Below are 13,489 nucleotides of genomic sequence, written 5' to 3'. Positions count from 1 at the left end.
CCCGACAAGGATCCGCGACGGCGCCAGGCTCCGACGACGCCGCGCTCCGCCAGGCGATGCAGCGCGTCCGCGCCGAGGTGGACAAGGCCGTCGTCGGCCAGGCCGGCACGGTCACCGGCCTGCTCGTGGCGCTGCTGGCGCGGGGCCACGTGCTCCTCGAAGGCGTGCCGGGAGTCGCGAAGACCCTCGTGGTGCGCTCGTTCTCCCGGGCGCTCGGGCTGGACACGAAGCGCGTGCAGTTCACCCCCGACCTGATGCCCGGCGACGTCACCGGATCCCTCGTCTACGACGCCAGGACCGGCGAGTTCGAGTTCCGCCGCGGTCCGGTGTTCACCAACATCCTGCTCGCCGACGAGATCAACCGCACCCCGCCGAAGACCCAGGCGGCGCTGCTGGAAGCCATGGAGGAGCGCCAGGTGTCGTCGGACGGGGCGAGCATGCCGCTGCCGGATCCGTTCCTCGTCGCCGCGACGCAGAACCCGATCGAGCACGAAGGCACCTACTCCCTGCCGGAGGCCCAGCTGGATCGCTTCCTCATGAAGCTCGTGGTCGGCATGCCGGAGCGCGACGCGGAGGTCTCGGTGCTGCGTCGCCATGCGGACGGCTTCTCGCCGCGGGAACTCACGGATCTGCACCCCGTCGTCAGCGCCCAGGAGATCCTCGCCGCGCAGGAGGCGGCCGGTCGCGTGCAGGTCACGGACGACGTGCTCGGCTACGTGGTCGACCTCGCCCGTGCGAGCCGGCAGTCGCCGTCGGTGCAGCTGGGCGCCTCACCCCGCGCCTCCACCGCGCTGCTCGCCGCGGCGAAGGCCTGGGCCTGGCTGAACGGCTCGAGCGCCGTCACCCCCGACCACGTGCAGACCATGCTGATCCCGGTCTGGCGGCACCGCCTGCAGCTGCGCCCCGACGCCGAGATGGAGGGCGTGTCCGCCGACGCCGTGCTCACCAGCGTGGTGCAGCAGACCCGCGTCCCGATCTAGGCCGCGGAGACACCCCTGATGTTCCTCACCGGTCGCCTCGTGATCGTCGCCGCACTCGGCGTCGTTCCGCTCGTGCTGCTCGACGTCCTCGGGGTGTCGCCGTGGTTCGTCCTGCTCGGCTGGCTGGCGCTGTGCGCGGTGCTGGTCGGCGTCGACGTGGTCGCGGCAGCCCCGCTCGGCGCGCTGCGGATCGTCCGCGAGGTGCCGAACCGCGCGCGGCAGCACGAGCCGGTCACCGCGACCCTGATCGTGCAGAGCCTCGGCGAGCGCCGGCTGCGCGGGCAGCTGCGCGATGCGTGGCAGCCGACCGCGGGCGCCGGGAACCGCGGCAGGGCGACGCTGGACCTGCCCGCGGGTGAGCGCCGACGCGTGCCGATCGCCCTGCTGCCGCGCCGCCGGGGAGAGCTGGCGAGCGAGTTCGTCGCCGTCCGCTCCACAGGTCCGCTCGGGCTCGCGGGACGCCAGGGTCGGCACCGTGTGCGCGGAGCGATCCGGATCCTGCCGCCGTTCACATCGCGCCGGCACCTGCCGTCGCGGCTGGCACGGCTGCGCGAGCTCGACGGCAACACGAGCGTGCAGGTGCGCGGTCAGGGTACCGAGTTCGATTCGCTGCGCGAGTACGTGCGCGGCGACGACGTGCGCTCGATCGACTGGCGCGCCACCGCCCGCGCCGGCACCACGATGCTGCGCACCTGGCGTCCCGAGCGCGACCGGCACGTCGTGATCCTCATCGACACCGGCCGCACCGCTGCGGCGCGGGTGGGCGACGGCACGCGCCTGGATGCGGCCTATGAGTCCGCGCTGCTGCTATCGGCCCTCGCCCAGCGCGCCGGCGACCACGTGCACCTGCTGCTGTTCGACCGTGCGGTGCGCGGCCGGGTGAGCGGCGTCGAGGGTCCGGCGCTGCTGCCGGCGCTCTCAGACGCGATGGCTCCCGTGCACGCCCGCCTCGTGGACACGGACTGGGGCGCCGCGTTCGCAGCGATCCGGTCGGTCACGACCCGCCCGTCGCTCATCGTCGTTCTCACCGCACAGGATGCGGTGGAGAGCGCGCGGTCGTTCCTCGGTGCGTTTCCCCACGCCTCGCGCGCCACGACGATCCTGGTCGGATCCTCCACGGATCTCTCGATCGACGACCTGGCCCGCGCCAGGGACTCGCGCGAGGACGTCTATCTCGCCGCCGCCGCCGAGCGGACCCTCGCCGATGCCGCACGGGTCGCCGACGCGATCCGGCGCGCGGGCGGCGAGCCGCTCGCCGCGGATCCGGAGGACCTGCCGCCGCGCATCGCGGACCGCTACCTGGAGCTCAAGGCGGCCGGACGGCTCTAATCGGCCCTCTGGCGACACGCCCAGATGACCATGGCTTTTCCTGAATCATTCAGAAAAAGCTACGGTGGAGGCATGGAGACCTCCGCCATCCTCCGCAACGCAGGACTGCGCGTGACCGTGCAGCGCATCGCGGTGCTGCAGGCCCTCGCCCTCGCCCCGCACAGCTCGGCGGATCGGATCCACACGGCCGTCGAAGGCGCCGATATCGCCCTGCCGACGGTGCACGCGATCCTCGGCGACCTCGCCACGGCCGGCATCATCCGACGGGTGAGCCTGCCCGATGCCGACCGCGCGCTCTTCGAGGTCGAGCCCGGCGACAACCACCACCACATGCAGTGCGTCCGCTGCGGCCGGCTCGAGGTCGTCTCCTGCGCCGTCGGCGCCTCGCCGTGCCTGCACCCGGCCGAAGACCACGGCATGCGCCTGCTCGAGGCCTCCGTCACCTACCGCGCGGTGTGCCGCACCTGCGACGAGGTGCTGCCGTCCGCCTGACCGAGACTCGCGCCGCCCGCCCGGGGATCTTCCCTCGGAGCGGCGATCGGCGTGCCTGAAACCCCACGAAAGAACAGGAAGGATCAGCCTTGACTGACGAACTCACCTGCCCGATCGACCACTCCGGCGGCGCCCCCGCGCCGCGCCCCACCGGTAGCCGCACCGGCAACACCGACTGGTGGCCTGAGCGCCTGAACCTGCGCCAGCTCGCGAAGAACCCCGCCATCGGCGACCCGCACGGCGAGGACTTCGACTATCGCGCCGCGTTCGAGGCGCTGGACCTCGACGCCGTCAAGCGCGACATCGCCGCGCTGCTCACCGAGTCGCAGCCGTGGTGGCCGGCGGACTTCGGCAACTACGGTCCGCTGATGATCCGCATGGCCTGGCACTCCGCCGGCACGTACCGCGTGTTCGACGGCCGCGGCGGCGGCGGCAACGGCCAGCAGCGCTTCGCCCCGCTGAACAGCTGGCCGGACAACGTGGGTCTGGACAAGGCCCGCCGCCTGCTCTGGCCCGTGAAGAAGACCTACGGCAAGGCGCTGAGCTGGGCCGACCTGATGATCCTCGCCGGCAACGTCGCGCACGAGCAGATGGGCATGCCCACCTTCGGCTTCGCCGGCGGCCGCCCCGATGTGTGGGAGCCGGACGACGACGTGTACTGGGGCTCCGAGAAGATCTGGCTCGACTCCAGTGCCCGCATCTCGACCGATGAGCAGGGCGAGCGCTCGCTCGCGAAGCCGCTCGCGGCCACCATGATGGGTCTCATCTACGTCAACCCCGAGGGGCCCGAGGGCAACCCGGATCCGCTTCTCGCCGCGAAGGACATCCGCGAGACGTTCGGTCGCATGGCGATGAACGACGAGGAGACGGTCGCCCTCATCGCCGGCGGCCACACCTTCGGCAAGACCCACGGCGCGGCCCCCGAAGCGGGGAACGTCGGCGAGTCGCCCGAGGGCGCCCCGATGGAGCAGATGGGTCTGGGCTGGAAGAGCAGCCACGGCGCCGGACACGGAAACGACACGATCGGATCCGGCCTCGAGGTCACCTGGACCTACCACCCCACCCGCTGGGACAACGAGTTCTTCCACATCCTGTTCGCCTACGACTGGGAGCTCACCACGGGCCCCGGCGGCGGCAAGCACTGGAAGCCGACCGATGGCGCCGGATCGGACTTGGTCCCGGAGGCACAGGGCGAGGGTCGCCGCGAGCCGCGCATGCTGACCACCGACCTGGCCCTGCGCGAGGACCCGATCTACCGCGAGATCTCGCTGCGCTTCAGCCAGGACCAGGCCGCGTTCACCGATGCGTACAGCCGGGCCTGGTTCAAGCTCACCCACCGCGACCTGGGCCCGAAGACCCGCTATCTCGGCGCCGAGGTGCCCGCCGAGGACCTGCTCTGGCAGGACCCGGTGCCCGCGCACGAGGGTGCGCTCATCGGCGCCGCCGAGATCGCCGACCTCGAGCAGCGCATCGCCGCGACCGGTCTCAGCGTCTCCGACCTGGTGTCGACCGCGTGGGCCGCGAGTTCCTCGTTCCGCGGCAGCGACAAGCGCGGCGGCGCGAACGGAGGCCGGATCCGCCTCGAGCCGCAGCGCAGCTGGGAGGTCAACCGGCCTGTCGAGCTCGCCCGCGTGATCGCGGCGCTGGAGGGCGTGCAGGAGGCGTTCAACGCGACCGGCGGCGCGCAGGTGTCGTTCGCCGACCTCGTGGTGCTCGCGGGCAACGTCGGCGTGAAGCAGGCCGCGGCCGCCGCGGGGCGCGCCGTGGAGATCCCGTTCACGCCGGGGCGCACCGACGCCACGCAGGAGCAGACCGACATCGAGTCTTTCCAGTACCTGAACCCGCAGGCCGACGGCTTCCGCAACTACGTCAGCGATGTGGCCCGCGCGATCCCGGCGGAGGTGCTGCTCGTCGACCGTGCCGGCCTGCTGACGCTCTCCGCACCCGAGATGACGGTGCTCGTCGGCGGTCTGCGCGTGCTCGGCACGAACTGGGACGCCTCGCCCTACGGCGTGTTCACCCGGACCCCTGGCGTGCTCACGAACGACTTCTTCGTGAACGTGCTCGACCTGAACACGACCTGGAAGCCGCTCGATCCCGGATCCCACGCGTTCCAGGCCACCGACGACGCGACCGGAGAGACGACGTGGGTGGGCACCCGCGCCGACCTCGTCTTCGGCTCGAACTCCGAGCTGCGGGCGCTGGCCGAGGTGTACGCCAGCGATGACGCGAGCGCGAAGTTCGTCGACGACTTCGTGAAGGCCTGGGTCAAGGTCGCCGAACTCGACCGCTACGACGTGCGCTGAGTTCACGACACGGATCCGTGCGCCGACGGCCCGTCCCGATCCCGGGGCGGGCCGTCGGCGTTGCGGTGCGGGATGCGCCACGGCGGGTAGTGTCACTGACGGACAGCGGCGCCCGCCTTCCCACGCGCCAGACAGCAAGGAGCCCCATGTCCTCCTCCCCCGTCGACGCACCGGCCGCCCGGCCCTCGTCTCTCACCCCGCGCCTGGTCGCAGAGGGTCTCGGAACGTTCCTGCTCGTTGCCGCCGCGATGGGCACCGCGCTGTTCGCCTCGAACCACTTCACCGATCCCGGTGCGCAGGGCGCCGTCTACCTCGCGGTGGCACTCGCCGTGGGTCTCTCCGTGCTCGTGGGCGTCTACGCCTTCGGCCCGATCTCCGGGGGGCACTTCAACCCCGCCGTCACACTCGGCGCGGCGGCCGCAGGGCGGATCGCGTGGAAGGACGCCGGTCCCTACGTCGTCGCGCAGTGCGTCGGCGGCGTCGTGGCGTCCACCGTGCTCACCCTGATCGGCACGTTCGGTCCGGACGGCTGGCTGCCCCGGGCGCAGGACGCGGGCTTCGCCAGCAACGGCTGGGGCGCGCTGTCCCCCGGCGGCTTCGGCGTGTGGGCCGCGATCATCGCCGAGGTCGTGTTCACGGCCTTGTTCCTCTTCGTGATCCTCGGCGTCACCCACCCCGTGCGCGGCACGCCGTTCGCGGGCATCGCGATCGGCCTGACGCTGACCCTCGGCGTCCTGGCGACCCTGCCCATCGACAACGCCTCGCTGAACCCGGCGCGATCGCTGGCCACCGCGATCTACGGCGGCGTCGCGCCGCTCGCGCAGCTGTGGGTGTTCCTGGTGTTCCCGATCCTGGGCGCCCTGATCGCCGGATTCACCTACCGCGCGCTGTTCGACGCTCCCGTCCCCGCCGAGCGCTGAAACCCACGACTCCGGATCCACGTCACGGAACCGGCCGCGACGGCCCGCGATCGCGGCGCGCTCAGCCGGCAACGAGCGTCGGTGTGCCGGCCTCGAACTCGGTGAGGTCGCCGCTCTCGCCGAGTCGCTGGGCACGACGGCCCGCGATCAGCATGTAGGCGAGGAAGACCGCCAGCGCGAGCGCGCCGATCCCGATCTTCACCGGCCAGGGCAGTCCCCAGCCGGTCACGAATCCCTCGACCAGGCCGGAGAGCCCGAGCGCGAACACGAGCCCGATGGCGACGGTGCCGAGCGAGCGCCCGGCGACCGCGAGGGCCTCGCCGCGGGTGCGCTCGCCCGGCACCAGCCAGGCCCAGAAGATGTGCAGGCCCGCCGCAGCGGCGACGAAGATGCAGGTGAGCTCGAGCATTCCGTGCGGCAGGAGGTAGAGCACCACCACGTCGCCGCGCCCGAATGCGAACATGACCCCGACCGCCAGGCCCACGTTCACGGCGTTCTGCATGAGCACCATGATCGGCCAGATGCCGGTGACCCCGAGCAGCACGCACTGCGCGGCGATCCAGGCGTTGTTCGTCCACACCATGCCGGCGAACTCGGCCGCCGGATTCTCGGTGTAGTAGTCCGTGAAGGAGTGCTCGACGTAGTACTTCAGATCGGCCTTGGATCCGAGTGCCGCGACGAGCGCGGGATCCGAGGTGATCCAGATTGCCACGCCGACGACCACCGCCAGGCTTGCGAGCGCGATGACCAGCGTGGTCCAGCGCAGCCGGTACAGCGCCGCGGGAAGCTGCCGGGTGAAGAAGCGACCGGTCTGCCGGAGCACGTTGTCGCCCTGGCCCGTGAGCCGCAACCGTGCCCTGGCCAGGATTGTGGAGACGTGCGCGCTCTGCGGAGAGGATCCGACCGAGCTGCGCAGATCGGCGAGATCCGCCGATGCCGCCCGGTAGCGAGTGATGAGCTCGTCGACACCGGCGCCGTCGAGCGACTGCCGGCTGAGCTCGTCCAGGCGCGCCCACTCGCGGCTCCTGGCATCGGCGAGTGCGTCGGCGTCCACGTGTTTTACTGTACCCATGTCGGATGCCAGCGCCTCGAACGCCGTGGGCGCTGCGCACTCGATCGCCGCACTCGACAGCGACGACGAGGTGCTCTCGGGCGAGGCCGTCGCGATCGAAGTGCAGCCCGTCGGCCTCTTCTTCCGCACGCTGGGCGCCCTGATCGACGCGGCTCTGAGCTGGGCCGTCTTCCTCGGCTACATCGCCGTGCGCTATTGGATGCTGGGCGCGTTCGGCGATCCCGCCCTGGACCGGATACTCGCCGTGCTGGCGCTGGTCACCGCATTCGTGATCGTGCCGTGCACGATCGAGACCCTCACCCACGGCCGAAGCCTGGGCAAGCTCGCCGTGGGCGGACGGATCGTGCGCATCGACGGCGGCGCGGCCGGATTCCGGCACGCTCTCATCCGTGCGCTCATCGGCGTCTTCGAGACCTACCTCACGTTCGGGGCCGTCGCCTTCCTGACCGCGGCCTTCACCGCGCGATCGCAGCGTCTGGGCGACCTCGTCGCCGGGACGTACAGCCAGAAGGTGCGCACGCCGCGCCTGGCCGCGCGCGTACCGGTCATGCCGCCTGGCATGGAGTCGTGGGCAGCGATCGCGGACGTGGCCCGTATGCCCGATCGGCTCGCACGGCGCATCTCGCAGTTCCTGGACAGCGCGCCGCAGCTGCTGCCGCCCGCCAGGGCGCGGATCGCGTATGAGCTGCTGACCGAGGCGTCGGCGTTCATCTCGCCGGTGCCCGCCGCACCCCCCGAGGCCGTGCTCGTGGCCGCGACGGTGCTGCGCCGGGAGCGCGAACGGCGGGCGCTCGCGCTCGCCGATGCGCGCGTGCAGCGCCTCAGCGGCGTGGATGTCGGCGTCTAGACCCCGCGAGCCCTCAAGCCCGCAGCGTCTCGTGGCGGACGACGATCCAGCCCGCCGGCACGGAGAGGCGCTCGGCATGGATCGCGCACAGGTCGTGCGCGTGCGGGTCGTTCTCGACGCCGAGCGGCCCGAGCGCCGCCATCTGGTCGCCGTAGTCGTAGGTGAGGGTCGCCACAGCCTCCCGCGCGCAGCCCACCTTGGAGCAGAGTCGTCCGTACATCCCCTTCAGGCTACGACCGCGCACCGCCCGCGCCGGGATGCCGCGCGCACGTGAGTCGGATCCGCCCATCCGCGGAGGAACAGGCGAGGTCCCGACCGAACTGCCGGTGCCGCCTGGACCGCCGGTGCCGCCTAGACTTGCCGCATGCGCCGTGCTCGTGGATCCCGCCGTGCGGTCGTCCCGCGCCGCGGCGACCGGCACGGCCGGCACGGCCGTCTGGGCCGCAGCTCCGTGGTGCGGCCGCCGCTGCCACCGCTCGACGGGCGCCTCGACACGTTCGACCTGCACGTCGGCTCCGCGGTCGAACTGCTGCGCTCGATGTGGCCGGACCTTCGCCCGGTGCGCATCGAGATCGCGGCGATGCCCACCCATGCGGATCCGGACGGACTGCCGCGCTGGCTCGTGGACACCCAGGCGCAGCGCATCGTGCTGTTCCGCGTGCCCATCGAACGACTGCTCGAGCCCGGTCACGACGACAGCGCGCACCGCCGCGTCGCGATCGAGGGTGCGGTGTTCCGCGCGGCGGCGCAGTACATCGGACGCGAGCCGTGGGAGATGGATCCACGCGGCTTCGACACCGACGAGTGACGCGCTCGACGGAGCGCGGGCGCTGACCGCCCGGCCCGCCTAACGCTGGTAGACCGTGATCGGGGCCGCTGCGGCGTCCGTGGCCCAGACCGGATATCCGGCCAGCCGGCCGATGCCCGAGTAGACCACCGCACCGCGCACCGCGGTCGGCGAAGACAGCGAATACGTGGTGGAAGCGCTGACGGTCACTGTGGCAGCGCCATCGGGCTCCAACGTGACGCGCTGGGTCGCCCCGCCGTCGATCGGGGTGAGCTCGACCGTGGTCGCCTGATCCGAGGCGTTCTGCAGGTGCAGTTGCGGTGCCGGCCCGTCCGCCACGGCGAAGGCCGTGGTGCCGGTGATGACCGGGGCCGGAGTCATCCAGGCGAAGTCGGATCCCTTGGCGGACCCGGTGGTCTGCCAGGCGGCGGCGACGACCGGATTGCTCGCGGTCACGTCGATGGCATACAGTCCGGGCTTCAGCGCGGAGAAGTTGACGGATCCGACCTGGCCCGCCGTGAGCTTCACCGTCTTCGGCTCGCCGATCTTGCTGCCGTTGGCGGCGTTGCGTGGCTGCAGCGTCACGGTGGCGTCGGCGTCGGGCGCCAGCAGGCGGACCGCCGTCGAGGCGTTGTCGTCGTCGTCCGACCCGACCACCGCGCGTACGCCGAGCAGAGAGAACTCCTTCTGGGGCTGCGCGATGGCGTCCTGCACGTCGATGCCGACCGGATCCAGGGTGCGGATCAGACTGGACTGCAGCGCCGCGCGCACCGGTGCACCACTCGAGGTCACCTCGACGACGGGGCTGCTCTCCCCCGCCGACCCCGCGACGAGCGGGACCGTGGACTGGGTGCCCGCGGGCACGACCAGCTCCGAGGAGTGCGTGCCGCCGGCCGAACCGTACTCGGTGAACGTCACGGTCGCCGTGACGGCGCCCGGGTTCGCGATCAGCAGGATGTCGCTCGATCCGGTGGTGCCGGCGCCGCCGACGATCCACGACTCCATGCTCGGCGGACGGCAGGCGGACGCCGCGAAGCCGGAGAGGTCGTCGGCGGATACCGTGACGGACTGGGCAGCCGCAGCCAGGGCGGACTCGCGATTCTGCGGGGAGGCTGTGAACGCCGGCGCCGAGGTCGCGCCCACCACATCGGACATGCCGAGCTCGCCCGGGGTCAGGTTCTCGCCCGCCGAGGCGCCGCTGACGAGGTTCGGGCTGCCTGCGACGCTGAGCTGGGATGCCTGCGCGGCGTCGCGCCCGAGCGCCAGGAAGGACCCGGTGCAGCTGAGCAGAGTGTCGCCCGCCACGGGTTTGACCGTGGAATGAGCCGGTGTGTGCGCGATCGTGGGCCAGGCGGCCGGGATCGCGATGACCGCGCCGGCCACGCAGGCCGCGGACACAACGACGCCTGCGACCAGGCGAGCCCCGGTGGCGACGAGACGCACGGAGGTCCTGCTGCTCATTCGTCGGCCTCCTTCGCGGGCGCGGATGCCGTATCGGCGGGAGCGGATCCGGGGTCCTGGGGTTCGGGTTCGGGTTCGGGATCTGGATCCGCAGCTGCAGACGGATCCGCAGGCGTCGCGTCGGGATCCGCCGGCCGATCGGCCGAGTCCGCGTCGCTCTCGACCGGAGCTTCCTCGAAGTCCGCCTGGGCAGGCGGTTCCGTCCCGGGAGATGCCTCGTCGTCGATCACGGTGTCGGGCGCGGCGGCGCCTTCTGCCGCCGCACCGGGGATCACCACCGACCCTGATGCGGCCTTGCGCTTCTTCGGGGCACGGACGGGGCGCTCGCGTGCCGGCTTGACGGGACGGGGAGCCCGCTCCGGCAGCACGCCGACCGCGCGCGGAACCGCTCGCGCGGCCCGGCGCGACGCACGGGTCGGGATCGACAGCAGCAGCGCGGCGAGCAGCACGATCAGCTCCACCGTCACGACCAGCTGCGCCGTGGCGCGCTGCCCGGCGCTCATCCCCGCGCGCGCGGCCGGCTCCGCGTCCATGCGCCACAGCACCCCGCGAGGCGTCTCGCCGACGCGCACGAAGCCCGCGCGCTGATCCAGGGCCGTGGCGGACTGCAGGCGCAGCGAGCGCTCCGCCGAGGTCTCCTTCTCCGAGCCCGCCTGAAGCAGCACGAAACGCACTCCCAGCGCGCCGAGCGCCTTGGGCGCATCGAACTGTCGCGCAGAGACGAGATCCACCGACAGTTCGGTGTAGTCCTTGCCCGGCGCCGAGGTCGCCGTGTTGATGATCGTGGCCTGCGCGCCGAGGGTGGCACTCGCACCCCACACCACCGTGGTGGCGAGAGCGCCGTCCGGCTGGGCGCTGAGCACGAGCGTTCCGAGCTCGCGGTCGGCGCGGGCCTGGGCGTTCACATACGCGGGCAGCGTGGTGAGGTCACCGCGCTGGATCGTCGCGGTCCCCGTGACGAACGACACGGCGGTCGGCATCGCGCACACCACGATTCCGGCGGCGGCGATGAGCGCCGCGGCTCCGCGCAGCGCCGGGCGGGTGATCGCGCAGTCCAGGGTCACCAGCGCCCCGCCGAGGACGCCGATCCACGCGAGGCTCAGTCCGGATCCGGGCCAGATCGGCACGGCCTGCGACTGTGCGAACGCGACCGCGACGCCCACCGCGGCGAACGCGGTCGCGATCCCGGTGGCGGCGACGAGGAGGGATCCGATCCCCACGCTCCACCGACGTGTGATCGTGGAGAACACCGCGAGCACGGCGAGCGGGGCGCCGAACCAGAGCACCCAGGACGCGTCCTTCACACCCAGCAGCGTCGGCCAGCCGGCCTGGTCCATGGTGGGCAGTCCGGCGAGCAGCGACAGACGCCCGGCCGCATCCGCGGCCGCCTGCGGCGCCACGACGATCGCACCGGGATCCGACAGCAGAGCCCACAGCGAGCCGTGCGCGAGGTGCCAGATCACGAGCGGGGCGAACACGACGACGGCCGGAACGAGCACCCAGACCATGCGCACGGCGCCGCGTACCGAGCGTCGAGCGAGCAGCCACACGATCGCGATGAACCAGAGCAGCACGAAGGCCGGCGCGAGCGACGGCGCGCACGCCAGTGCGGCCGCCGTCAGCAGCGACGCCGCCCCGGCCGCCCCCCAGAAGCGCTGGGCGACGAGGGCGGTGTGCAGCACCCAGGGCAGCAGCAGGTGCAGCAGCACCGCGGCCGGGCGCCCTTCGGCGAGCGCGATCAGGAAGGCGGGCGACAGCGCCCACACGACGCCGGCCAGGATCCGCAGCCCCGGCTTGTCGGTGATGCGGGTGGCGGCGAACCATCCGCCGAGCACGGCGAGCGGCAGGGCCGCGACCCAGAGCAGCAGCAGAGCGTAGGAGGGCGATCCCGGCCAGAGTGAGCCGAGCACGGCCAGCACGCCGGAGAACGGATCCGCTGGTCCCACCACGTCGATCCCGAAGCCGCGCTGCCCGTAGGCGGCGTCTCGCCACAGCGCGCCGACGGTCTGCCGCAGCGGCAGCATCGCCCCGCCACCGAGGGCGGGCCAGGCCAGCAAGGAGGCGAACAGTGCGACGCCGGCGACCAGCGCGCCGAGCACGGCCCAGGCGCCACCGCCGGAGAAGAACCCGAGTTCCTCGTGCACCCCCGCCTCGGTGCCGTGCCCGTCATCGAGGCGCTGGCGCAGTTGAGCACGGGTGACCCGGAGCGGAGCGATGCTCGCCCAGCTCGCGCTGCGATCGGCGCGGATCGCCCGGCGAGAGCGCGCTACGGCGGATCCTGAGACCATCGCGATGCCGGCGGCGCCCCACTCCGGAAGCACCGCGGCGGGACGCTTCCCGGTCAGGTGCGTGATCGAGCGCCACAGCGCGAGGGGCAGCAGCGAGAGCCAGTGCAGCGGCACCGCCGCAGCGGGGGCGTAGCTCAGCCGACGATGCAGCTGTGCGCGGCGGCGGGCGAAAGCGTCCGCCGCCGTGCCCTCGACGTCGGCGCCGTCGTCCACGGCGATCCTCGCTCCGGCGGCGAGCGCCATGCGGCCGCCGGCGAGGCGGGCACGGATGCCCAGATCGAGCCCCTCGTCGCGGCCGCCCAGACCGGCGTCGGGGCGCAGCCCGCGACCGGCGCGGAGGAGCAGCCCGCGCGCATCCGCGCCGAGCGCGTCGTCCATGCCGTCGTGCTGGCCCTGGTCGAGTTCGCCCCGTGCAGGGTCGACGGCGCGGCCGAGGCGGGTCATGCTCTGCCCGAACGACGCGATGCGGTGCTCGTCGACATCGCTCACGAGCTTGGGAGCGGCGATCGAGGCCGCCGGCGAGCGCTCCAGCGCGCCGGCGAGCTGCTCGAGCGCAGTGGGAGCGGGGGCGCAATCCTCCGTGAGAATCCACAGCGCCGCGCCCTCGGCGACACGCGGCAGCGCGAGCGACACCGCGGCGGCCAGGGTCGTGGAGGCCTTGGTCTCGATCACCGCTTCGGCGGCCTCGGCGACGCGGGCGCTGCCGCGGAGGGCGCTCGAGGAGCCGCACGCGACGATCGTCAGCGCATCCGGCCGGCGGGTCTGCGCGGCGAGCGCATCGAGGGCGCGCAGCAGGCGCGCGAGGGAGGTCGCACCCGAACGGGCGACGAGGACGGCGTGTACTCGGGCAGACATGACGGGGTCAGCCTAAGCGGCCTGTCGCCGGAGGGAGGACTGGGACGTGGGCGCGTCCCGGTATTCCTGGCAGACGCATTGCGGGGACCGCGACCGCGCAACCGAAGCGGCGGGGCTGCGAGGGCGCCGCGTTTCGTCTCGGTCGATCGCTT

The 13,489-nt window shown here is 72.6% G+C and carries 11 protein-coding genes; 7 read left to right on the top strand and 4 right to left on the bottom strand.

All coding sequences use genetic code 11. The features are described from left to right. Positions 1-56 precede the first annotated feature (56 nt). From AC1DCT_RS17055 to AC1DCT_RS17035, 5 genes are all read left to right on the top strand, one after another. Complete coding sequence (locus tag AC1DCT_RS17055) at positions 57-980, top strand: AAA family ATPase (RefSeq protein WP_440732449.1); 924 nt, start codon at positions 57-59, stop codon at positions 978-980. 18 nt (positions 981-998) lie between these two features. Next, positions 999-2,309 carry a DUF58 domain-containing protein gene (locus AC1DCT_RS17050; protein ID WP_477430431.1) on the top strand — a complete coding sequence of 437 codons (1,311 nt, stop codon included), beginning with the start codon at positions 999-1,001 and terminating at the stop codon, positions 2,307-2,309. Positions 2,310-2,381: 72 nt separating this feature from the next. Beyond that, the gene (locus AC1DCT_RS17045; protein ID WP_477430430.1) at positions 2,382-2,801 is read left to right on the top strand and encodes a Fur family transcriptional regulator; all 420 of its coding nucleotides are present in this window, start codon (positions 2,382-2,384) and stop codon (positions 2,799-2,801) included. An 89-nt stretch (positions 2,802-2,890) separates the two neighbouring features. Continuing rightward, positions 2,891-5,107, top strand: a complete 2,217-nt coding sequence (gene katG / locus AC1DCT_RS17040; RefSeq protein WP_477430429.1) for a catalase/peroxidase HPI — start codon at positions 2,891-2,893, stop codon at positions 5,105-5,107. A gap of 146 nt (positions 5,108-5,253) precedes the next feature. Next, a complete protein-coding gene (locus AC1DCT_RS17035; RefSeq protein ID WP_477430428.1) occupies positions 5,254-6,027 on the top strand; it encodes an aquaporin in 774 nt (257 codons plus the stop codon). 61 nt (positions 6,028-6,088) lie between these two features. On the opposite strand, the gene AC1DCT_RS17030 is transcribed toward AC1DCT_RS17035, so the two are convergent. Beyond that, positions 6,089-7,081 (bottom strand): stage II sporulation protein M, encoded by a 993-nt coding sequence (locus AC1DCT_RS17030; RefSeq protein WP_477430427.1) that lies wholly within the window; start codon positions 7,079-7,081, stop codon positions 6,089-6,091. 16 nt (positions 7,082-7,097) lie between these two features. On the opposite strand from AC1DCT_RS17030, the gene AC1DCT_RS17025 reads away from it, so the two are divergent. After that, a complete protein-coding gene (locus AC1DCT_RS17025; protein ID WP_477430426.1) occupies positions 7,098-7,946 on the top strand; it encodes an RDD family protein in 849 nt (282 codons plus the stop codon). 13 nt (positions 7,947-7,959) lie between these two features. Here the strand turns inward: AC1DCT_RS17025 and AC1DCT_RS17020 are convergent, their stop codons facing one another. After that, positions 7,960-8,166, bottom strand: a complete 207-nt coding sequence (locus tag AC1DCT_RS17020; protein WP_159576472.1) for a DUF3499 family protein — start codon at positions 8,164-8,166, stop codon at positions 7,960-7,962. Between the two features lie 144 nt (positions 8,167-8,310). Here AC1DCT_RS17020 and AC1DCT_RS17015 point away from each other — a divergent pair, with 144 nt between their 5' ends. After that, positions 8,311-8,754 (top strand): hypothetical protein, encoded by a 444-nt coding sequence (locus AC1DCT_RS17015; RefSeq protein WP_441976703.1) that lies wholly within the window; start codon positions 8,311-8,313, stop codon positions 8,752-8,754. Between the two features lie 39 nt (positions 8,755-8,793). Here AC1DCT_RS17015 and AC1DCT_RS17010 read toward each other — a convergent pair whose 3' ends face one another. Further along, positions 8,794-10,194 carry a DUF5719 family protein gene (locus AC1DCT_RS17010; protein ID WP_477430425.1) on the bottom strand — a complete coding sequence of 467 codons (1,401 nt, stop codon included), beginning with the start codon at positions 10,192-10,194 and terminating at the stop codon, positions 8,794-8,796. Further along, entirely contained in the window at positions 10,191-13,337 is a 3,147-nt protein-coding gene (locus AC1DCT_RS17005) for a glycosyltransferase (RefSeq protein WP_477430424.1), read from the bottom strand. Before AC1DCT_RS17005 ends, AC1DCT_RS17010 begins: the two co-directional genes overlap by 4 nt. Positions 13,338-13,489: the final 152 nt, after the last annotated feature.

Source organism: Microbacterium sp. 10L49 (genome assembly GCF_056395125.1).
Note: the sequence above shows the minus strand (reverse complement) of the source record. Positions and strands in the feature narration are given on the sequence as shown.